We start from the raw sequence: 19,362 nt of genomic DNA on the forward strand, positions 1-19,362 counted from the left end.
CCGGGGCCGCCGATCGCCCACGTGCGTCGCAGCAGCCAGGAATCGCCGACACCCCGTGCGTAGGGTGGCGACATGAGCGATCAGCAGGTCAAGGGCAGCTACGTCGAGCCCGGCCACGAGTACACCCGCGACACCAACTACATCGAGGACCGCATCACGCGCGACGCCGTCGACGGCTGGCCCGTCGAGGCGGGCCGCTACCGCCTGGTCGCCGCCCGGGCGTGCCCGTGGGCGAACCGCAGCGTCATCTCGCGCCGTCTGCTGGGGCTCGAGGACGCTATCTCGCTCGGTCTGCCCGGTCCCACGCACGACGCCCGGAGTTGGACCTTCGACCTCGACCCCGACGGTCGTGACCCCGTGCTCGGCATCGAACGCCTGCAAGAAGCCTTCTTCGCCCGCACCCCGGACTACCCGCGGGGCATCACGGTACCGGCGGTCGTCGACGTGCCGAGCGGCAAGGTCGTCACGAACGACTTCCCGCAGATCACCCTCGATTTCGCCACCGAGTGGACGGCGTTCCACCGCGACGGCGCCCCCGACCTCTACCCCGAGGCCCTGCGCCACGAGATCGACGAGGTGAACGCCGTCGTCTTCCGCGACGTCAACAACGGCGTGTACCGGGCCGGCTTCGCGGGCTCGCAGAAGAGCTACGAGCGCGCCTACCGCACCCTGTTCGAGCGTCTCGACTGGTTGTCCGAGCGACTCGCCGGCCAGCGATACCTCGTGGGCGACACCATCACCGAGGCCGACATCCGCTTGTTCACGACGCTCGCCCGCTTCGACGCGGTCTACCACGGGCACTTCAAGTGCAACCGCGACAAACTGAGCGAGATGCCCGTGCTCTGGGCCTACGCCCGCGACCTCTTCCAGACGCCGGGGTTCGGCGACACGATCGACTTCGATCAGATCAAGGCGCACTACTACGTCGTCCACTCCGACATCAACCCGACGGGCATCGTCCCGGCCGGTCCCGATGCCTCGGGGTGGCTCACCGAGCACGGGCGTGAACAGCTCGGCGGCCGCCCGTTCGGCGACGGGACTCCCCCGGCACCGCCCCGCGCGGGCGAAGAGGTGCCCTCGCTCGTGACGGCGTGACGATCGAGCGCGTGACCTCGTGATCGACCCCACCGACCGCCTGCGCGTCACGCGCGACGAGGCCCACGCGCTGGCCGCGCGACTGCTCGGGGACATGGAGGCGGTGGCGGCGGCACGCGAGGGAGCCAACGTCGACGACGAGCACGATCCCGAGGGCTCCACGATCGCCTACGAACGCTCGCAGCTCGACGCCGTCCGGCGGTCCGCACTCGAGCGGGCCGCCGACGCCGAGGCAGCCCTGGCCCGGCTCGGCGACGGCACGTTCGGCCGCTGCGAGCGCTGCTCGGCGCGCATCGGCGACGCCCGGCTCGAGGCGCGCCCCACCGCGCGACTCTGCATCGACTGCGCGAGCTGACCCGCGCCTCCGGCCCCGCACCCGCCGATCGGCCACGAGGTCACAGCAGACCCCCATGCGGCGCCCTTCCCCGTGGCCACGTGCCGCCGTACGCTGACAGCACCACGGCGACGACGCCGCACCACGGACGCCTCGCCCCGATCGACGACGATGGGTGCCCGATGTCCCTCACCGCGAGCCGCCCGCCCCGCGACGTCGGGCCGCTGCGTCGGGTGGTGCGGGATTCGTGGGACCGAGCCTCGCGACAGCGCCTCGATCCCGACGGACTACCCCGGCTCGAGCTGCCCGAGGACGACCTCGACGACTGGCGCCGCGACCATCCGCTGGCGCTCGCCCTCCCCGTCGTGCGTCGCCTGCTGGTGGACGACGTCGCGGGTTCGGGGCTGCTGGTCGCGATCGGCGACGAACACGGCCGCCTGCTCTGGGTCGAGGGCGATCCCGCGGCCCGTCGCCGGGCCGAGGACATGCTGTTCGTCGCCGGAGCCGGATGGTCGGAGGCACGGGTCGGCACCTCGGCGCCGGGTACCGCGCTCGTGCTCGACCGGGGCGTGCAGATCCGGGGCGACGAACACTGGAACCACCGCGTCCAGGCCTGGAGCTGCACGGCCGTGCCGGTCCACGACCCCGTCGACGGCCACCTGATCGGCGTCGTCGACATCACGGGCGACGAGCGGGCGGCCGGCTCGATGACCCTGCCCCTCGTCACCGCCACCGTCGCCGCCGTGGAGGCGCACCTCGCGCTCCTGCGGTTCGCCGCGGCCGGTCGGGCCTCGGCCCGCTCCACGCGCCACCCCCTGCACGTCGTGTCCCCCCGCACGACCGTCACGGCGGCCCTCACCACCCTGGGCCGCGACGAGGCGATCCTCGCGGTCGGCGACGGCCGCATCGCCCTGGGTGCCCGTCACTCCGAGATCATGACCCTGCTCGCCCACCACCCCGCGGGCTACACGGCGCACGAACTGGCCGACGCCGTCTACGGCGACGTCGACGCGGTGTCCACCCTGCGCCCCGAGATGGTCCGGCTGCGGCACGTGGTCGAGGCCCTCGACCCGACGCTGGTCCCCCTGTCGCGCCCGTACCGGCTGCCCCGTCCCGTGACGCTCGACCTCGACACGCTCGTCGGCCTCGTCGACCGCGGCGCCCACCGTGCGGCGGTGCGGGCCGGCACGGGCGCGGCCCTCCCCTCGTCCACCGCGCCCGGCGTCGTCGCACTCCGGGCCGAGGTCGCCGCGACCGTCCGCGACGCACTCCTCACCGACGGCTCGATCGACACCCTGCTGGCGTACTCCGAGTCGGCCACGGGGCGGGACGACGTGCGCGTCCTGCTCGAGCTGTTGCGCCGGCTGCCTCCTGGTTCGCCCCGGCGGACGCACCTCGTCGCGCACCTCGAGGCCCTCGAGAGCCGGGGCTGACGCGCCCGTCGTGCCGCGCGCCTCCGCGACCCGCGACCCGCGCTCCGTGCCTCTAGTCCTCGCCCGGGTCCCGGACCGCGCAACCCGATGCAACCTGCCCCGACGTAGCCTGCCGCCATCGGCGGGCGACCCCCGCCGCCGACCCGACACCGTCGTCGAAAGGGACCGTCATGACCGTCACCACTCCCCCGAACACCTACGCCGCCCCGGGACAGCCGGACGCGAAGGTGAGCTTCAAGCCCCGCTACGACCACTTCATCGGCGGCGAGTACGTCGCCCCGTCGAGCGGCCGGTACTTCGAGAACCCGAGCCCGGTCAACGGCAAGGTCTTCACCGAGGTCGCGCGGGGCGACGCGGCCGACGTCGACAAGGCGGTCGAGGCCGCCTGGCGGGCATTCGACTCGTGGAAGAAGACCACGATCGCCCAGCGCGCGCTGATCCTGAACAAGATCGCCGACGTGATGGAGGCCAACCTCGAGATGCTCGCGGTCGCCGAGACCTGGGACAACGGCAAGCCGATCCGTGAGGCCCTCGCCGCCGACGTGCCGCTCGCGATCGACCACTTCCGGTACTTCGCCGGCGCGATCCGTGCGCAAGAGGGGTCGACGGGAGAGATCGACGCCGACACGGTCGCGTACCACTTCCACGAGCCGCTCGGCGTGGTCGGGCAGATCATCCCCTGGAACTTCCCCCTACTGATGGCCGTGTGGAAGCTCGCCCCGGCTCTCGCCGCCGGCAACTGCGTCGTCCTCAAGCCGGCCGAGCAGACTCCCGCGTCCATCCACGTCTTCATGGACCTGATCAAGGACCTTCTGCCCGCCGGCGTCCTCAACATCGTCAACGGGTTCGGCGTCGAGGCCGGCGCTCCCCTGGCGAGCCACCCGAACATCCGCAAGATCGCGTTCACGGGCGAGACCACGACCGGCCGCCTCATCATGCAGATGGCGAGCGAGAACCTGATCCCGGTGACGCTCGAGCTCGGCGGCAAGAGCCCGAACGTCTTCTTCGCCGACGTCGCCGACGAACGGGACGACTTCTACGACAAGGCGCTCGAAGGCTTCTCGTTCTTCAACCTCAACTCGGGCGAGGTGTGCACCTGCCCGAGCCGGGCGCTCGTGCAGCAGTCGATCTACGACCAGTTCACCGCCGACGGCGTCGAGCGCGTCAAGAAGGTCAAGCAGGGCAACCCGCTCTCGATGGACACGATGATCGGCGCCCAGGCCTCGAACGACCAGCTCGAGAAGATCCTCAGCTACATGGACATCGGCAAGCAGGAGGGCGCGACACTGCTGCTCGGCGGCGACCGGGCCGACCTGGGCGGCGACCTGACCGAGGGGTACTACGTCAACCCGACGATCTTCGAAGGCCGCAACTCGATGCGCATCTTCCAGGAGGAGATCTTCGGCCCCGTCCTGTCACTGACGAGCTTCAACGACTACGACGACGCCATCAAGATCGCCAACGACACCCTCTACGGTCTCGGCGCCGGCGTCTGGAGCCGCAACGGTGCACAGCTCTACCGGGCCGGCCGTGACATCCAGGCCGGACGCGTCTGGTCGAACACCTATCACCAGTATCCCGCCGGGGCGGCGTTCGGCGGCTACAAGCAGTCCGGCATCGGGCGTGAGAACCACAAGATGATGCTCGACCACTACCAGCAGACGAAGAACCTGCTCGTCAGCTACGCGGACGGTCCGATGGGCTTCTTCTGATGACGCGGCCCACCCCCTCGCGGGTCGACGTGACACCGGAGGCCGCGACGTTCCTCGTCGACCTGACCGCCCAGCACGGGCCGCTGATGTTCCACCAGTCGGGCGGCTGCTGCGACGGCTCGTCGCCGATGTGCTACCCGGTCGGGTTCTTCCGCGTCGGCGCGGTCGACGTGCACCTGGGCGACCTGCTCGTCGACGGTCTCGACCCGATCGAGGTCTACATGTCGCGCAGCCAGTTCGAGTACTGGAAGTACACGCACCTCACGATCGACGTCGTCCCCGGCCGCGGGGCCGGGTTCTCGGTCGAGAGCCCCGAGGGTAAGCGGTTCCTGATCAGGTCGCGCATGCTCGACGACGACGAGCTGCGGGCGTTCGGACTCGACGAGGCGGTGACTCGCACCACGAGCTGAGGCGTCGACGCCCACGAGCGGGTCAGTCGGTCGGCGGGTGGGGCAGGGCGTAGGTGCCGTGCCCCACCCGTTCGATCACTCCCTGCCGGGCCAGGACACTCAGCGTGGACAGCACGCTGCTGCGTCGGTAGTCGGGCAGGGCGGCGACGATCTCGGTGGTGCGCCGCGCACCGTCCCGCAGCACCTCGGGCACGCGGGCGGCCAGCGAATCGCCGACGGGTGCGGCCGTCGGGGCGACGTCCGTCGGGTCGCCGGCCCGCGCCTCCTGGTCGTACTCGGCTCGAGCCTGGTCGAGGCCCTCGGCCGAGACGCGGGTGGTCGAGCCGTCCGCGCCGGAGGCGTGCGCGTACGGCGCGAGCGTCAGGGACCGACCGACGCGGGCGTAGACGGCCGAGGCGCTGGTGCCCTGGTGTTCGGCGATCTCGGGATACGACGCACCGCCGAGCAGCAACACCGCCTCGCCCTCGAGCCCGAGCCACTGGCCGAGGCTCGCGATCTCCCAGCCGGCCGCCGTCACGGCCGAGCCCCAGACCTCGATGTCGTCGGCGTGGTCGGTGGTGAGCGTCTTCAGGTCGTCGAGCAGGTCGAGCAGGCGTTCACGGGCGTCGTCGACGATCTCGGCCGTGAACTGCGGCGGGCGGCGAAGTTTGATCGGTCGTGACATTTGTGAAAGACTATCCAAGTTGCCCTCGTGGCACCACGACGTCGTCCGGCAGTCCGGGCGTCACATCCCCCACACTTTTTGGAGTTCCCATGGCTTTCGCAATCGTGCGCGCCGGTGGCCGTCAGGAGAAGGTCGAGGTCGGCACGATCCTGACCGTCGACCGCCTCAAGGCCGCGACCGCCGACACCGTCTCGTTCGTCCCCGTCCTGCACGTCGACGGCGACACCATCCTCTCGGGCGACGACCTGGCGAAGGTCACGGTCGAGGGCGAGGTCCTCAACGACCTGCGCGGCCCCAAGATCGTCATCCAGAACTACAAGAACAAGACCGGTTACAAGCGTCGCATGGGCTTCCGTGCCGACCTGACCCGCGTCAAGATCACCTCGATCACCACCAAGTAGTGCTCGCGAAAATCAGGAGCTGACAACACATGGCACACAAAAAGGGCGCATCGTCCACCCGCAACGGTCGTGACTCGAACGCACAGCGCCTCGGCGTGAAGCGCTTCGGCGGCCAGGTCGTCCTCGCCGGCGAGATCATCGTCCGCCAGCGCGGCACCCACTTCCACCCCGGCGTCAACGTCGGCCGCGGCGGCGACGACACCCTCTTCGCCCTCGCCCCCGGCTCGGTCGAGTTCGGCAACAAGGGCGGCCGCAAGGTCGTCAACATCGTCGCCTCCGCGACGGCCGTCGCCTAGGCGACACCACACGCAGCATCCGCCTCGGGGCGGTCGGGCCGAGGTCCGGCCGCCCCGAGGCTTTTCCGCACCCGCTGTACCCCTCGTTCAGGAGGCACGGCGTCCGGACGCGTAGACGGGACACATGAAGGCACTCACGTACCAGTCCGTCACCAACGTCTCCGTCGAGGACGTCCCCGACCCCACGATCATCGAACCCGGCGACGCGGTCATCAAGGTCACCTCGGCGGCGATCTGCGGAAGCGACCTCCACCTCTACGACGCGCTCGGTGCGTTCCTCGACAAGGGCGACGTGCTCGGCCACGAGACGATGGGCATCGTCACCCAGGTCGGCTCCGAGGTCAGCCGCATCAAGGTGGGCGACCGCGTCGTCGTCCCCTTCGTCATCGCCTGCGGCCACTGCTTCATGTGCGACCGAGGACTCTTCTCGCAGTGCGAGACCACCCAGGTCACCGAGTACGGCTCGGGCGCGACCCTCTACGGCTTCAGCAAGCTGTACGGCCAGGTACCCGGCGGCCAGGCGGAGCAGCTGCGCATCGCCCGTGCCGACGCCAACCTCGTCACGGTCGGCGCCGACCTGCCCGACGAGCGCTACCTGTTCCTCAGCGACATCCTCCCGACCGCGTGGCAGGGCGTCGAGTACGCCCAGGTGCCCGAGGGCGGCACCCTCGTCGTGCTGGGCCTCGGCCCGGTCGGCCAGTTCGCCTCGCGCATCGGCACGTACCGCGGCTACCGCGTCATCGGCATCGACCCGGTGCCCGAGCGTCGTGCGATGGCCGAACGCCACGGCGTCGAGGTCCTCGACCTGACGATGGACGTCGCCGACGTCGTCAGGGGAATGACCGACGACCGTGGCCCCGACTCCGTCGTCGACGCCGTCGGCATGGAGGCCCACGAGCATGCCGGCATCGGCCTCGTGCAGAAGTTCGCCGCCGCCCTGCCCGACACCATCGGCCAGGCCGTCATGCAGAAGGCCGGCATCGACAGCCTCGGCGCCATGCACCTCGCCTTCGAGATCGTCCGCCGAGGCGGCACCGTCTCGCTCAGCGGGGTCTACGGCGGCACGGCCGATCCCACGCCCTTCCTCACGCTGTTCGACAAGCAGATCACCATCAAGATGGGCCAGTGCAACGTCCAGAAGTGGATGGACACGCTGATGCCCCTCGTCGAGGACCCGACCGACCCGCTCGGCACCGAGGACCTCGTCACGCACCCGGTGCCGCTGTCCGAGGCCGCCGCCATGTACGACGTCTTCAAGAACAAGGAGGACGGCTGCATCAAGGTCGTCCTCAAGCCCTGACGCCTCGGACCGTTCGCTCCGCCGACGACGCGACCCCCGCCTCCTGGGGGTCGCGTCGTTCCGGGTGTCGGGCTAGCGTCGTCGCTCGGGAATGCGGTCCGTTCGTCGACCGTTCACCGAAACGCGCGCGCACGTTCACCCCGCTCATGGCAAACGGGTGATGGACTGGTGACGGATCAACAACGAGGGTCTCGTCCCGAGCCCGCGTCGGCGACATCGAATGAGAGAACCATGGATCTCCGGACGGCCGAACACCCCAGGCCGAACCACTTCATCCTGCACCTCAGCGACACGCACCTCGTCGGCGGTGACCGCGACCTCTACGGCGCCGTCGACAGCGAGGCCCGACTGCGTCAGATCATGGACGAGATCGAGGCGTCCGACGGGCGACCCGAGGCCATCGTCTTCACGGGCGACCTCGCCGACAAGGGTGAGCCCGACGCGTATCGCAAGCTCCGCGCCCTGATCGAACCCGTCGCCGAGCGGCTCGGCGCCCAGGTGATCTGGGCCATGGGCAACCACGACGACCGCAGCGCGTTCCGGTCCGAGCTCTTCGGGCAGCTGCCGTCGCAGCGACCGGTCGACCTCGTCTACGGCGTCAACGGCCTGCGCGTCATCACCCTTGACACGACCGTGCCGGGCCACCACTTCGGCCGGCTGTCCGGTGACCAGCTGGACTGGCTCGCCGAGGAGCTCTCGACCGACGCCCCCGACGGCACCATCATCGCCATGCACCACCCACCGGTGCCGAGCGTGCAAGACCTCACGGCCCTCGTCGAGTTGCGCGACCAGGCGGCACTGGCCGAGGTGATCGAGGGCAGTGACGTCCGATCCATCATCGCCGGGCACCTGCACTACTCGACCAACGCCACCTTCGCCGGCGTGCCCGTCTCGGTCGCGTCCGCCACCTGCTACACGCAAGACCTCAACGTCGCCGGGGGCGGCACCCGCGGCCGCGACGGCGCCCAGGCGTTCAACCTGGTGCACGTCTACGAGGGCACCGTCGTGCACTCGGTCGTACCGATCGGCACCTACGACACCGTGGGAGAATACGTCCCGGCCGACGTCGTCGCCGAACGGTTGGCCGTCGCGGGCGTGCGCATCGCCCCGGCCGCCCCTCGCCATCGGGCGACCGACACGGCCCCGGTGCCCGTGGTGCCGCGCGATCTGGCGCTGACCGGTCCGATCGACACCCTCTGACGCGGCGGGTCCTGCCCGCCGTCACCCGACCACTGTCGCGCGGCTCACGCCTGCCGTGAACGCCCCGCGTGCCGTCGGCGACTCCTGCTTCTTGCCCCGCGGGCGACGCCGGCACGACGTGTCGCCTCGACTCTCGTGACGGGAGGCAGGAGTTGCCGACCCGTGATGACAGGCGTCGCCGGCCGCGGGCGGGTCATGGTCAGCCGTGGCCGGGCGGGCGGGCCTCGGCCGCCATCGCCGAGCGCAGCCGCCGCAGGTAGCCGTCGCGGAGCACGTGACGGAGGCGCGGGGGCAGACGCGGGACGACCGCGGCCGTGATGCCCATCACCCGGTCGTAGCGACGTCGGGCGGCGCTCGACCACGGCAGCTCGAAGTCGTCTCGGACGCGGGGCGGAAGCGACCCGGCCGTGACGAGTCGGGCCAGCGGCATCACGCCCCGCAACCACCACGGCCCCGTCGTCGGGTGCAACAGCTCGTACGCGACCTGGCGGGTGACGTCGTCCACCACGAGCCCCTCGACGGCGTCGTCCCAGTACCGCCTGAAGGACGCCACGTCGGCCGGCCACAGCTCCCGCGGCATCTGGAGCGAGGTGCCGACGAGCGCGTAGTCCTGGTAGACGGCCTCGGCGTGAGCGGGGTCGATGGGCCCGTGCACCCGCTCGAACACCTGCATGGCCGAGTCGTAGAGCGTCGCCGCGACCCACAGCTGCAACGTGGGGTCGAACGCGTCGTACCCGACCGGTGAGTCCTCGCCGTCGCGCACCGGACGGTGCGCCCGACCGACGTCCCGGCGGACGTGGGCCACCTCGGACGGTGTGCCGAAGACGATGGCGTAGAGGTACGTCATGGTGCCGTGCAGTCGGGACAGCGGGCGCTCGACGAAGTCGCTGTGCTCGGCGACGCCGTGTCCGACACCGGGATTCGCCAGTTGCAGCAGGATCGCCCTGCCCCCGCCGGCGAGCAGCACCGACTCGCCCGCCATGTCGGAGATGCGCCTCACGTCCGAGCCGTTCAGGGTCCAGGGCGGTCGCATCCGGTCAGCCTACGGCGGGCCGTCGATAGGGTGCTGACATGGCCACCCCCGACTTCGTCCTGTCCCTGCGCGAGAAGATCGGGACGGCGCCGTTGTGGCTGGCGGGCGTGACCGCGGTGGTCGTCCGCGGTGACGAGACGCTGCTGGTCCGACGAGCCGACAACGGCGCATGGACTCCGGTCACGGGCATCGTCGACCCGGGCGAGCAGCCCGCCGACGCCGCCGTGCGCGAGACCCTCGAAGAGGCCGACCTGCACGTCGTCGCGGAACGGCTGGCATCGATCGGAGTCACCGGCGAGGTCGTCTACGCGAACGGTGACCGTGCGCAGTACCTCGATCACACCTTCGTCATGCGGTACGTCTCGGGCGAACCCTCCCCCGCCGACGGCGAGAACACGGAGGCCCGGTGGTTCGGGCTGGACGACCTGCCGACGATGGGTGCCGACATGCTCGAACGTCTCGACGCGGCGCTCTCGGGTGAGCAGGCCGCCCGCTTCGGCATGACTCCTCGCTGACGGAGGCACGGGCCCCCAGGGGGTCAGTCCGTGCTCTCGAGCCCTCGATCCGACGACGAACCGTCGATCTCGCCCGACTGCGCTGCCTCGGCCCCCAGGGCCCGCCTGTCCTGCTCGGCGTTCTCGAGGGCGACGCGCTGCATCTCGTCCTTCTCCCACGGAGCGGGGAACGGGTAGTACCGCTCGAGGAAGTCCGTGACCGTGGCGGTGCGTTCTTCGTCGGTGACCTCGGGGAAGCTGCCGTCGTTGAGGCAGAAGAAGTCGAACGAGCGCTTCTTGAGGACTTCGGACAACGATGCGAGCCCCGACACCATCGTCGTGTCGATGTAACTGACCTTGGCGTTCTCTTGCACGATCGCCCGGCCCGTCATGAGCGAGTAGTAGTGGTACAGCGAGTTCGTGACCGAGATGTTCTCCTTCGCCCGGAAGGGGCTACCGGCCGTCGCCGCGAACTCGTCCGCGAACTCGTGCTCCATCTCGAAGAGGACGCTACGGCGCAACGGCGCGGCGGTGTGCTCGAGGTGGCGGGTGAGGACGCGCCCGAAACGCTGCTGCAACAGCCGTCGGTTGACCCGGGCGGCGTTCTCGAACCCGCTGCGGTCGATGTTGTTGTGGCCGAGGCCGATGCGCGTGTCGGCCTCGATGAACTTGGTGACCGACCCGGGTGAGAAGAACATGCTCGGTGCGACCGGGCGCCCGAAGAACATGTCGTCGTTCGAGTACAGGAAGTGTTCGCTGAGACCCTCGATGTGGTGCAGCTGCGACTCGACGGCCTGCGAGTTGTGCGTCGGGAGCATCGAGAGGTCGCTGAAGAACTCTTCGCTCCGCACGACGCGGACGCGAGGGTGCTCGCCCAGCCACTCGGGCACGGGTGAATCGGTCGCGATGTAGATGTTGCGCACCCACGGCGCGAACATGTAGACGGACCGCAGGGCGTACTTGAGCTCGTCGATCTGACGGAAGCGGGCCGCCGAGTCGTCTCCCTCGCCTACCACGTGACGCTTGGCCTGTGCGGCCCGGGCACGCTGGTACTCGATCGAGTTGCCGTCGACCCACGAGAAGACGATGTCGATGTCGAAGGTGATGTCGGTGGCGTGGTCGTCGAACATGTGCTCGAGGGTGGGCCACTCGATGCCGTACCGCTCGACCGTCTCTTCGACGGCTTCGGCCCGGGGGAGCTCGGTGCGCATCAGCGCGTTCTCGGTCGGGGCGAGGATCTCGTCGTCGGTGATGATCCAGAACTCGACCTGCACGGCCGTGCCGGCACCGTAGCGGAGGCGGCCGATGGGCTCCACCCGGGGCCGGTAGACGCGAAAGACCCGCTCGGTCTCGAGCTCGAGCCCACCCTCGACGACGAGGGACGCCGGACCCTTGCGAGGCTTGGCGTAGAAGGGCTCGGTGGCCGAGGCCGCGATCATGGCGGCGGTGAAGCGGTCTCGGTGCACGGTGTCGACGGCGATCACCGGGCGGACGTCGTTGCCACGCACCAGCAGGAAGGGCACCTGGGCGGCATCGAGGACGCGACGGATGTAGAGGAGGTCCTCGATCATCGACTGCTGGGGGGTGAGGTGACCGTTCAGGAGCGTGAACTGGCCCTTGCGGACCACGATGTCTTCTCGGTCGAGACCACCGGCTCGGTGACGAGGGGTCAGGAGAGGGCTCTCGGACGTGCCGACCATCTCTGACGTACCGGGGATCTCCGTGGCCATGCAGACTCAACCTTCCGTGCGGGCCTCGGGCGGGCGGACGCACCCTCGGCATTTTACGGGGTCGGAAGCACCTCGGTGGATCCGGTACCCCCGACGGTCAGCGGCGGCCGCGAACCGGAGCGACCCGCGCTGCCGCGGACGCCTCGGTGGGCACCTTCACGAGCACGCCGACCGCGATCATGATCGCGGCGGCGACGAACTGCAGACCTTGCCAGAGCTCGGGTTGGACGGGGACGACGAACACCGGGTTCCAGAGGACGGCCACGGCGGCGAGCAGCGGCAGCGCCCACCAGGCCCGCCCCCGGTAGGCGAACACGAGGACGATCAGGGCGAAGATCGACACGACGTACCGGAACACGGTGAAGACGTCGGAGTCGAGCAGGGCCGTGCCGGCCAACAGGGCGATGGCCGCGAGCAGACCGGGCGCCAGGGCCGGTCGCGTGAACGCCGGGGCGGTGGGGGTGGGCACGCCTACTCGATGTCGTAGGCGACGTCGAGCACGCTGATCGGCCGACTCATCGGCGGTTCGTCGCGCAGACGCTCGAGGGCGGGCTGCAGTTCGGCCAGCCAGGCCTGGTAGCCGGCGTCGGTGAGGTGCACGTGATCAGCGGCGAACTCGGGCCGCAGAGCGTCGCCCGACTCGTCTGCGAGGGCGGGCCACAGGTCGAGCCACTGGGCTCGCACGGTCGACGAGAACTGACGCAGGTGCCTGTTGGCGTCCTTCAGGCGCGGCGCGAACTCGGCGCCCCTCGGCGCGATCGACTGCAGCAGCAGGCGGGTGCCCGGCAATTCTCGGCGCATGGCCACCATGAGGTTCTCGATGCCCCGGACCACCTGCTCGACCGAGCGTCGCGCGGTGAAGTCGTTCGTGCCGATCATCAGCACCACCGAGTCGGGGTTCGCGGCCACGACTTCGTGGAGCCGATCGGTCAGGCCGGCGACCGTGTCGCCCCCGACACCCAGGTTGACGACCTGCTCGTCGGGCAGCCAGGCCGCCCAGTCGCCGCTCTCGGTCAAGCTGTCGCCGACGAAGGCGACGGTCTCTCGTTGTGTCATCACGACCTCCTGGTGGTCTGCTGAAGTGCCCCCATCGTGCCATCACCCGCTGGGAAGCGGCGAACCGGCGCGCTCGTCCCCGCCGTCCGTCCCGTCACTGACGGAAACGCCGCGGCCGTCTGGACCACACGCGATCGAGCCCGCGCCGCACGCGCGGCAGCAGCACGACGAACGACGAGACCACCACGAGCACCCCGAACGACACCCCGAGCCAGAGCGGTACCGGCGACATCGCCTGGTCGCCCGCAGGGTACAGCGGCGTCGGCGACGTCAACAGGACGAGGAGGCGCGGCTCGGTCACGCCGCGGCCGTGGCGTCGCTCGTCGACGCGCCCGCCGAGCCGGCCCCGTGCGCGGCGTCCTCCCGGCTCGTACCGGCCCGGGCAGTCGCCTCCCGCTCGGCCGTCGCCGTGATCCGACGCAGCATGCCCGAGAAGATGACGCCGTGGAACGGCAGGATCGCGAACCAGTAGAGACGGCCGCCGAGCCCCTGCGGGAAGAACACCGCACGTTGACGGTAGTGCGAGCCGCCTCCGGGACGAGGCTCGACGGTGAGTTCCAGCCACGCGCCTCCCGGGACCTTCATCTCGGCCCGCAGCCGCAGCAGGTGGCCGCGGTCGAGCTTCTCGACCCGCCACCAGTCGAGGGCGTCGCCGACGCGCAAGGTGGTCGCACTGCGGCGGCCGCGCCGCAGGCCCACTCCCCCGACGAGCCGGTCCATCCAGCCGCGGGCCGACCAGGCGAGCGGGAACGAGTACCACCCGTTCTCGCCGCCGATGCTCTCGAGCACCTTCCAGAGCTCGGCCGGCGGTGCGCTCGTGTCGGTCTGCCGGTCGTCGGTGTAGACGGTGTGACCCGACCAGTCGGGGTCGCTCGGCAGCAGGTCGCTGGGCGCCCCCGCGACCGAGGAGTCCTGCCAGCTGGTCTCGACGTCGCCGTCCTGCTCGCGCTGCAGGGCGAGGCGCACGGCACGGCGATAGGGCAGCAGCCCCTCGGCGGGCGGCGGCACGACGGCATCGATGTCGTGCTCGCGCACGACGCAGTCGTACTGCAACGACGCGATGATCGGGACGGCGAGGGCGCGGGGCACGGGCGTGACGAGGTTGACCCACTGCGAGGCGAGCCACGGCGTGAAGACGGGCAACGAAGCGATGGGGCGCTGCTTGAGGCCGGCCTCGAGGGCGTAGCCGTTCATCATCTGCCCGTAGCGCAGCACGTCGGGGCCGCCGATGTCGAAGGTGCGGTTGACGTCGTCGGGCACGTCGGCCGCGCCGAGCAGGTAGTGCAGCACGTCGCGCACGGCGATCGGCTGGATGACGTTGCGGACCCACTTGGGCGCCGGCATGTAGGGCAGCACGTCCGTCAGGTGCCGCACCATCTCGAACGAGGCGCTGCCCGATCCGATCACGACGCCGGCCTGCAGGGCCACCGTCGGAACGCCGCTCGCGAGCAGCACGTCGCCGACGTCCTTGCGCGACTGCAGGTGCTTCGAGAGGTCGCCCTCGGGGTGCAGTCCGCCGAGGTAGACGATGCGGCGCACTCCCGCGTCGCGTGCGGCGTCGGCGACGGTGTGCGCCGCGTCGGCCTCGGCACGTTCGAAGTCACCCTTGCCGCCCATCGCGTGGGCCAGGTAGTAGACGACGTCTACGCCTTCCATGGCGGGTCGCACGGTCTCGGGGTCGGTCAGGTCGCCCTGTACGACCTCGACGTCGCCCGACCAGGGCACGTCGCTCAGCTTCTCGGGCGATCGCACGAGCACCCGCACGTCCGCCCCGGCGGCCACGAGCCGCGGCGTGAGCCGACCGCCGATGTACCCGGTCGCACCGGTCACCAGCACCCGGCGAGAGGCCACGGCGTGATCGGTGTCGCTCGTGACGGGGGCGCTCGACGGCATGCCGTCGGGAGTGTTCGCTGACATGGGCCCAAGCTACGCTGGACCCCATCATGACTACCCAGCAGCTCCCCACCGTCTCCGCCGTCGCCGGCATGATCGACCACGCGATCCTCAAGCCCGAGCTCACCCGGGCCGAGGTCGACGCCGCCCTTGACGACGCCGCCGCGAACCACGTCTTCAGCGTCTGCGTCCGCCCGTCCGACATCGCGCACGCCGTCGAGGGACTCGAGGGCACCGGCGTGCTCGTCGGCACCGTCATCGGGTTCCCGCACGGCACGACCTCGACGGCAGCCAAGGCCGCCGAGGCGCGTCAGGCGATCGCCGACGGTGCCGCCGAGCTCGACATGGTCGTCAACATCGGCTGGCTGCGCAGCGGCCTGACCGACGAGGTCGAGGCCGATGTGCGGGGCGTGGTCGACGCCGCGGGCGAGACGATCGTCAAGGTCATCCTCGAGACGGCCTACCTCGACGACGACCAGATCGTCGCGGGCTCGAAGGCCGCGGAGCGCGCCGGGGCGGCCTTCGTCAAGACGTCCACCGGCTTCGCGGGTGGCGGGGCGACGCTCCCCCACCTGCGCCTGATGCGCGACGCCGTCTCCGACTCGGTCCAGGTCAAGGCCTCGGGCGGGGTCCGCGGCCTCGACACGGTGCTCGAGATGCTCGACCTCGGCGTCACGCGCTTCGGCACGAGCGCCAGCGGCACGATCCTCGCCGACCTGGCACACCGCCTCGAGACGGGTCGCGCCTCGGGCGCGGGCGACGACACGACGTCGTACTGACGAGCCGAGGAGGCGCGGGTGACGTCGACGACGTGACCCGCGCCTCCTCGTGGGGGTCGCGCCGTGCACCGCACCGCCGCACGCGCACCGCAGCGCCGCGCACTGCCGCACGCCCGACCGGCACCGCGGGGCGCCGCCTGTCGACGCGTCAAGCGGTCGGCAGCCCCAGGATCTCGCGCGTGCGGACGACGTCGGCCCGGATGTGGGCGACGAGCGCCTCGAGCCCGTCGAACCGCACGTTGCCCCGGACCCAGTCGACGAAGTGCACGGTGACCTCGAGCCCGTAGAGGTCGAGCGAGACGTCGAGCAGATGCGCCTCGACCTGCTTCGCCGGCACGCCCTCGAAGGTCGGGTTGTTGCCGACCGACACGGCCGCCGGGTAGAGCGTGTGGCCCACCAGCACGCGTGCGGCGTACACGCCGTCGGCCGGGACGAAACCCTCGCTGTCGCGCGCCAGGTTGGCCGTCGGAAAGCCCAGTTCGCGGCCACGCTGCTCGCCGTGCACGACGATGCCGCGCACCGACGGCTCGCGGCCGAGCAGGACGCCCGCCTCACGGACGTCGCCGGCGTCCATCAGTTCGCGGATCCAGGTCGAGGACGCCCGGCGGCCACCGCTCGGCCGCACGTCGTCGATCGACACGACCCGGAAGCCCCGCGAGGCACCCAGCTCTCGCAGGGTGTCGACGGTGCCGCTGCCGCGTACCCCGAAGCGGAAGTCGTCGCCGACGAACACGACCCGGGCGTGCAGGGCACCGACCAGGATGCGGTCGACGAACTCGTCGGGCGTCAGGGCCCGCAACTCGGCGTCGAAGGTGAGCATGAGGGTGGCGGCCACCCCGGCGTCGTCGAGGAGTTCGCGCTTCTGCCGGTTGCTGACGAGCGCCGTGGGCACGTCGTCGGGTCGCAGGACGGCCAACGGGTGCCGGTCGAAGGTGACCACGGTGGAGACGAGGCCCTCGTCGCGCGCGACACCCTCGAGCATGTCGATCACCGCGCGATGACCGACGTGGACACCGTCGAACTTGCCGATGGTCACGGCACTCGGCCCGAAGTCGGGCGGCACGTCGGCGACCCGGTCGTAGAACTGCACGCGCTACCTCGTCGTGCCCGGATCGGTCCGGCGAGCGACCCCCACGGCCCCCGTCCCGTCCGCCCCGCCGGCTCGGGCGGCGCGGCCCTGCCGACGCAGCCACAGGATGCCGAGCACGGGCAGCACCAGCGGCACGAAACCGTAGCCGCGTCCGAAGATCGACCAGACGGTGTCGTGCGGGAACAGCCCGGGGTCGAGCACGGTCATGAGCCCGATGATCAGCACACCGGCGAGCTCGAACGAGATGGTCGCCCAGGCCACGGCGTACCAGCCCTGACCGGGGGCGATGAGGGCCACCGTGGCGACGATGTAGACGACGGCCGAGAGGGCGCTCAAGGTGTAGGCCAGCGGAGCCTCGGAGAACTGGGTCGCGATCTGGAAGACCGACCGGCCGGTGGCGGCGAGGGCGAGGAGGGCGTAGACGGCGATGAGGACCCGGCCGAGACCGACCGCGCGCGTTGACTTCTGAGTGACCATCCCGTCAAGGATAGGACTCCGGCGGGCGCTCCGCCGCCAGGGTGGGTCAGAGCCCTTGGACGGTCCAGATCTGGAACATGCGGTAGACCATCACCGCGATCGCGAAGGACGATGTGGCCAGCACGAGGTTGCTCCACCGGGTGCGGTCCACGAGGGCCCACACCGTGGCGAGCGGCGGGAGCAGGATCGCCGAGACGAGGTAGATGTAGAACTCGACGAGGTTGCCGGTCGGCGCGTTCCCGACGAACGGCGCCACGATCGCGACGACGAGTTGCACGAGCAACAGCAGCAGGACCACGGCGCCCGTGCCGACGGTGATGTCGTCGGGTTGCCGTCTCGCGAAGCAGGCGACGACGCAGACGACGCCCGCCACCACGGCCACCACGACCTGCACCCAGGTGAACCATTCGATCATGCCTGCACCTCGTCGGTCGGAAAGTTAACGATGGGCTTCGCGGCACCGGCACGCACCGACACGAGGCCGGCGAGCGTGCCCGCCGGTGTCACGGCGGCGACCGGCCCCGGGGTGTCGGCCAGGTCGACGGTGACTCGCTTCCCGTGCCCGAGGTCGACGGTCTCGGCGGCGGTCATCGACCACGCCGGGAAGAGCGTCCGGGCCACGTCGACGGGAGGGATCAACGCCGGGGCGACGTCGATGCCCTCGAGCACGGAGGCGCGGGTCACGTCGAACGGCCCCACCCGCGTCCGCCGCAGCGCGGTCAGGTGTCCCCCCACGCCGAGGTCGGCCCCGAGGTCTCGCGCGAGCGCCCTCACGTAGGTTCCCGACGAACAGGACACCCGCACGTCGAGGTCGCGGACGGCGACCCCGTCGACCAGCGCGTCGCGTCGTGCGAGCACCGTGAAGTCGGAGATCGTGACGTCGCGTGCCTTGAGCTCGACCTCGACCCCGGCGCGGGCGAGGTCGTACGCACGACGCCCGTCCACCTTGATGGCGCTGACGGTCGTGGGAACCTGGCTGATCGGCCCGGTGAGACGCGCGACGCCGGAGTCGACGGCCACGTCGGTGACGTCGCCCGCCGAGGTCGTCGCGACGACCTCGCCGTCGCTGTCGTCGCTCGACGTCGAGACGCCGAGCCGGATCGTCGCGTCGTACCCCTTGTCGAGGCCGACGAGGAAGGTCAGGAGGCGCGTCGACGAGTTGAGGCCGAGCACCAGCAGTCCGGTGGCCAACGGGTCGAGGGTGCCGGCGTGGCCGACCTTGCGCGTCCCTGCCGCCTTGCGCACCCGCGACACGACGTCGTGGCTGGTGATGCCCTGCGGCTTGTCGACGAGGAGGATGCCGCTGTTCACCCGACGACGTTAGCGCAGCCCGACCGCGACGACGTCGGGGACGCGCTCAGCACGCGTCGTCGAAGCGTCGACGCGGGTGCTCACGATCGGAGTTGTCGACGACGGCCGACGCCTTGGCCCGGGCGTCGAGCCGAGAGTCGTCGCCCGTCACCCAGACCCGGTAGTGCCACAGCCCTGCGAGGCTTGGACGGGCCAGGTCGGTTCCGTCGACCAGCAGGACGGCGTCCGCGGGCCCGGTGACCCACGCGGACTCGACGGCACGGTCGGCGTCGGCGTCCCACGCACGGTCGACCCAGCCCGTGCTGCCGCCGAGCCGGAACGGTTCGACGAGCACGCGGCGGAAGAGACTCTCGTCGAGCACGGGCGCGGAGTCACGAGGCGCCCCCTCCGGGCGCTTCTCGAAGCCGTCGAGCGACGCCCGGAACGCCGCGTGGCCCTGCTCGCGGAAGGCCTCGACGAGGTCGTCGGCGAGACCGGCCGCACCCGCGCCTCCGTCGCTGTCGATCGCGACGAGCACGCGGCCGCGCCCGTAGTTGTGCACGATCTCGGTCGCCAGCTCGCGCAGCGTGTCTTTCTTGGCAGGGGCCCATCGGGTGGTCATGCCGACACCGTACGCCCGACGGCCGACACGACGCCGGGTGCGCCCCCGACGCG

At 70.8% G+C, this 19,362-nt stretch carries 23 protein-coding genes; 11 read left to right on the forward strand and 12 right to left on the reverse strand.

The window, feature by feature from the left end:
- Positions 1 to 72 precede the first annotated feature (72 nt).
- From EDF50_RS03335 to EDF50_RS03355, 5 genes are all read left to right on the forward strand, one after another.
- Positions 73 to 1,095: a glutathione S-transferase family protein gene (locus EDF50_RS03335; RefSeq protein ID WP_123518076.1), complete on the forward strand. Its 1,023-nt coding sequence runs from the start codon at positions 73 to 75 to the stop codon at positions 1,093 to 1,095.
- A 19-nt stretch (positions 1,096 to 1,114) separates the two neighbouring features.
- Positions 1,115 to 1,450 (forward strand): TraR/DksA C4-type zinc finger protein, encoded by a 336-nt coding sequence (locus EDF50_RS03340; RefSeq protein WP_233570283.1) that lies wholly within the window; start codon positions 1,115 to 1,117, stop codon positions 1,448 to 1,450.
- Positions 1,451 to 1,611: 161 nt separating this feature from the next.
- On the forward strand, positions 1,612 to 2,862 hold the full coding sequence (locus tag EDF50_RS03345; RefSeq protein ID WP_123518077.1) for a GAF domain-containing protein: 1,251 nt from the start codon (positions 1,612 to 1,614) through the stop codon (positions 2,860 to 2,862).
- Between the two features lie 170 nt (positions 2,863 to 3,032).
- Positions 3,033 to 4,574, forward strand: a complete 1,542-nt coding sequence (locus tag EDF50_RS03350; protein WP_123518079.1) for an aldehyde dehydrogenase family protein — start codon at positions 3,033 to 3,035, stop codon at positions 4,572 to 4,574.
- A complete protein-coding gene (locus tag EDF50_RS03355; RefSeq protein ID WP_123518080.1) occupies positions 4,574 to 4,984 on the forward strand; it encodes a DUF779 domain-containing protein in 411 nt (136 codons plus the stop codon). Before EDF50_RS03350 ends, EDF50_RS03355 begins: the two co-directional genes overlap by 1 nt.
- A gap of 22 nt (positions 4,985 to 5,006) precedes the next feature.
- Here the strand turns inward: EDF50_RS03355 and EDF50_RS03360 are convergent, their stop codons facing one another.
- Positions 5,007 to 5,648, reverse strand: coding sequence for a hypothetical protein (locus EDF50_RS03360; protein WP_123518081.1), 642 nt, complete (start codon positions 5,646 to 5,648; stop codon positions 5,007 to 5,009).
- Between the two features lie 89 nt (positions 5,649 to 5,737).
- Between EDF50_RS03360 and rplU the strand changes: the two genes are divergently transcribed.
- The 4 genes from rplU (at position 5,738) to EDF50_RS03380 (ending at position 8,845) form a co-directional block, all read left to right on the forward strand.
- Complete coding sequence (rplU, locus tag EDF50_RS03365) at positions 5,738 to 6,049, forward strand: 50S ribosomal protein L21 (RefSeq protein ID WP_123518083.1); 312 nt, start codon at positions 5,738 to 5,740, stop codon at positions 6,047 to 6,049.
- 29 nt (positions 6,050 to 6,078) lie between these two features.
- Positions 6,079 to 6,345, forward strand: coding sequence for a 50S ribosomal protein L27 (rpmA, locus tag EDF50_RS03370; RefSeq protein WP_043596143.1), 267 nt, complete (start codon positions 6,079 to 6,081; stop codon positions 6,343 to 6,345).
- Positions 6,346 to 6,469: 124 nt separating this feature from the next.
- Positions 6,470 to 7,645 carry an alcohol dehydrogenase catalytic domain-containing protein gene (locus EDF50_RS03375; RefSeq protein WP_123518085.1) on the forward strand — a complete coding sequence of 392 codons (1,176 nt, stop codon included), beginning with the start codon at positions 6,470 to 6,472 and terminating at the stop codon, positions 7,643 to 7,645.
- 231 nt (positions 7,646 to 7,876) lie between these two features.
- Positions 7,877 to 8,845 (forward strand): phosphodiesterase, encoded by a 969-nt coding sequence (locus tag EDF50_RS03380; protein WP_123518087.1) that lies wholly within the window; start codon positions 7,877 to 7,879, stop codon positions 8,843 to 8,845.
- Positions 8,846 to 9,044: 199 nt separating this feature from the next.
- On the opposite strand, the gene EDF50_RS03385 is transcribed toward EDF50_RS03380, so the two are convergent.
- Entirely contained in the window at positions 9,045 to 9,878 is an 834-nt protein-coding gene (locus EDF50_RS03385; protein ID WP_123518089.1) for an oxygenase MpaB family protein, read from the reverse strand.
- A 38-nt stretch (positions 9,879 to 9,916) separates the two neighbouring features.
- On the opposite strand from EDF50_RS03385, the gene EDF50_RS03390 reads away from it, so the two are divergent.
- Entirely contained in the window at positions 9,917 to 10,393 is a 477-nt protein-coding gene (locus tag EDF50_RS03390; protein ID WP_123518091.1) for an NUDIX domain-containing protein, read from the forward strand.
- Between the two features lie 23 nt (positions 10,394 to 10,416).
- Here the strand turns inward: EDF50_RS03390 and EDF50_RS03395 are convergent, their stop codons facing one another.
- The 5 genes from EDF50_RS03395 to EDF50_RS03415 all read right to left on the reverse strand — a co-directional run bounded on the left by EDF50_RS03395 (position 10,417) and on the right by EDF50_RS03415 (position 15,051).
- On the reverse strand, positions 10,417 to 12,072 hold the full coding sequence (locus tag EDF50_RS03395) for a stealth conserved region 3 domain-containing protein (RefSeq protein ID WP_233570324.1): 1,656 nt from the start codon (positions 12,070 to 12,072) through the stop codon (positions 10,417 to 10,419).
- Positions 12,073 to 12,199: 127 nt separating this feature from the next.
- Complete coding sequence (locus EDF50_RS03400) at positions 12,200 to 12,571, reverse strand: DUF6804 family protein (protein ID WP_123518094.1); 372 nt, start codon at positions 12,569 to 12,571, stop codon at positions 12,200 to 12,202.
- A 2-nt stretch (positions 12,572 to 12,573) separates the two neighbouring features.
- On the reverse strand, positions 12,574 to 13,158 hold the full coding sequence (locus EDF50_RS03405; RefSeq protein ID WP_123518095.1) for a GDSL-type esterase/lipase family protein: 585 nt from the start codon (positions 13,156 to 13,158) through the stop codon (positions 12,574 to 12,576).
- A 94-nt stretch (positions 13,159 to 13,252) separates the two neighbouring features.
- Positions 13,253 to 13,459 carry a hypothetical protein gene (locus EDF50_RS03410; protein WP_123518097.1) on the reverse strand — a complete coding sequence of 69 codons (207 nt, stop codon included), beginning with the start codon at positions 13,457 to 13,459 and terminating at the stop codon, positions 13,253 to 13,255.
- Entirely contained in the window at positions 13,456 to 15,051 is a 1,596-nt protein-coding gene (locus EDF50_RS03415; protein ID WP_123518099.1) for an SDR family oxidoreductase, read from the reverse strand. The genes EDF50_RS03410 and EDF50_RS03415 overlap by 4 nt, the downstream gene beginning before the upstream one ends.
- Positions 15,052 to 15,101: 50 nt before the next feature.
- Between EDF50_RS03415 and deoC the strand changes: the two genes are divergently transcribed.
- Positions 15,102 to 15,830 carry a deoxyribose-phosphate aldolase gene (gene deoC / locus EDF50_RS03420; RefSeq protein ID WP_123518100.1) on the forward strand — a complete coding sequence of 243 codons (729 nt, stop codon included), beginning with the start codon at positions 15,102 to 15,104 and terminating at the stop codon, positions 15,828 to 15,830.
- Positions 15,831 to 15,978: 148 nt separating this feature from the next.
- Here deoC and EDF50_RS03425 read toward each other — a convergent pair whose 3' ends face one another.
- Genes EDF50_RS03425 through EDF50_RS03445 form a run of 5 tightly spaced genes read right to left on the reverse strand, consistent with a single transcriptional unit; the run spans position 15,979 to position 19,309 of the window.
- The gene (locus EDF50_RS03425) at positions 15,979 to 16,920 is read right to left on the reverse strand and encodes a bifunctional riboflavin kinase/FAD synthetase (RefSeq protein WP_123518102.1); all 942 of its coding nucleotides are present in this window, start codon (positions 16,918 to 16,920) and stop codon (positions 15,979 to 15,981) included.
- A gap of 3 nt (positions 16,921 to 16,923) precedes the next feature.
- The gene (locus tag EDF50_RS03430; RefSeq protein WP_233570284.1) at positions 16,924 to 17,397 is read right to left on the reverse strand and encodes a hypothetical protein; all 474 of its coding nucleotides are present in this window, start codon (positions 17,395 to 17,397) and stop codon (positions 16,924 to 16,926) included.
- A 46-nt stretch (positions 17,398 to 17,443) separates the two neighbouring features.
- Positions 17,444 to 17,812: a hypothetical protein gene (locus tag EDF50_RS03435; RefSeq protein ID WP_123518103.1), complete on the reverse strand. Its 369-nt coding sequence runs from the start codon at positions 17,810 to 17,812 to the stop codon at positions 17,444 to 17,446.
- Positions 17,809 to 18,708 carry a tRNA pseudouridine(55) synthase TruB gene (truB, locus tag EDF50_RS03440; RefSeq protein WP_123518105.1) on the reverse strand — a complete coding sequence of 300 codons (900 nt, stop codon included), beginning with the start codon at positions 18,706 to 18,708 and terminating at the stop codon, positions 17,809 to 17,811. Before truB ends, EDF50_RS03435 begins: the two co-directional genes overlap by 4 nt.
- Before the next feature lie 46 nt (positions 18,709 to 18,754).
- Positions 18,755 to 19,309: a hypothetical protein gene (locus EDF50_RS03445; RefSeq protein ID WP_123518106.1), complete on the reverse strand. Its 555-nt coding sequence runs from the start codon at positions 19,307 to 19,309 to the stop codon at positions 18,755 to 18,757.
- Positions 19,310 to 19,362: the final 53 nt, after the last annotated feature.

Source organism: Frigoribacterium sp. PhB24 (assembly GCF_003755185.1).
Taxonomy (GTDB): domain Bacteria; phylum Actinomycetota; class Actinomycetes; order Actinomycetales; family Microbacteriaceae; genus Frigoribacterium.

Excerpts from the sequence above, each read along its gene's own strand:
- EDF50_RS03335 (WP_123518076.1), top strand. The coding sequence starts at position 73 with ATGAGCGATCAGCAGGTCAAGGGCAGCTACGTCGAGCCCGGCCACGAG.
- EDF50_RS03345 (WP_123518077.1), top strand. The coding sequence starts at position 1,612 with ATGTCCCTCACCGCGAGCCGCCCGCCCCGCGACGTCGGGCCGCTGCGT.
- EDF50_RS03350 (WP_123518079.1), top strand. The coding sequence starts at position 3,033 with ATGACCGTCACCACTCCCCCGAACACCTACGCCGCCCCGGGACAGCCG.
- EDF50_RS03355 (WP_123518080.1), top strand. The coding sequence starts at position 4,574 with ATGACGCGGCCCACCCCCTCGCGGGTCGACGTGACACCGGAGGCCGCG.
- EDF50_RS03360 (WP_123518081.1), bottom strand. The coding sequence starts at position 5,648 with ATGTCACGACCGATCAAACTTCGCCGCCCGCCGCAGTTCACGGCCGAG.
- rplU (WP_123518083.1), top strand. The coding sequence starts at position 5,738 with ATGGCTTTCGCAATCGTGCGCGCCGGTGGCCGTCAGGAGAAGGTCGAG.
- rpmA (WP_043596143.1), top strand. The coding sequence starts at position 6,079 with ATGGCACACAAAAAGGGCGCATCGTCCACCCGCAACGGTCGTGACTCG.
- EDF50_RS03375 (WP_123518085.1), top strand. The coding sequence starts at position 6,470 with ATGAAGGCACTCACGTACCAGTCCGTCACCAACGTCTCCGTCGAGGAC.
- EDF50_RS03380 (WP_123518087.1), top strand. The coding sequence starts at position 7,877 with ATGGATCTCCGGACGGCCGAACACCCCAGGCCGAACCACTTCATCCTG.
- EDF50_RS03385 (WP_123518089.1), bottom strand. The coding sequence starts at position 9,878 with ATGCGACCGCCCTGGACCCTGAACGGCTCGGACGTGAGGCGCATCTCC.
- EDF50_RS03390 (WP_123518091.1), top strand. The coding sequence starts at position 9,917 with ATGGCCACCCCCGACTTCGTCCTGTCCCTGCGCGAGAAGATCGGGACG.
- EDF50_RS03395 (WP_233570324.1), bottom strand. The coding sequence starts at position 12,072 with ATGGTCGGCACGTCCGAGAGCCCTCTCCTGACCCCTCGTCACCGAGCC.
- EDF50_RS03405 (WP_123518095.1), bottom strand. The coding sequence starts at position 13,158 with ATGACACAACGAGAGACCGTCGCCTTCGTCGGCGACAGCTTGACCGAG.
- EDF50_RS03415 (WP_123518099.1), bottom strand. The coding sequence starts at position 15,051 with ATGCCGTCGAGCGCCCCCGTCACGAGCGACACCGATCACGCCGTGGCC.
- deoC (WP_123518100.1), top strand. The coding sequence starts at position 15,102 with ATGACTACCCAGCAGCTCCCCACCGTCTCCGCCGTCGCCGGCATGATC.
- EDF50_RS03430 (WP_233570284.1), bottom strand. The coding sequence starts at position 17,397 with ATGGTCACTCAGAAGTCAACGCGCGCGGTCGGTCTCGGCCGGGTCCTC.
- EDF50_RS03435 (WP_123518103.1), bottom strand. The coding sequence starts at position 17,812 with ATGATCGAATGGTTCACCTGGGTGCAGGTCGTGGTGGCCGTGGTGGCG.
- EDF50_RS03445 (WP_123518106.1), bottom strand. The coding sequence starts at position 19,309 with ATGACCACCCGATGGGCCCCTGCCAAGAAAGACACGCTGCGCGAGCTG.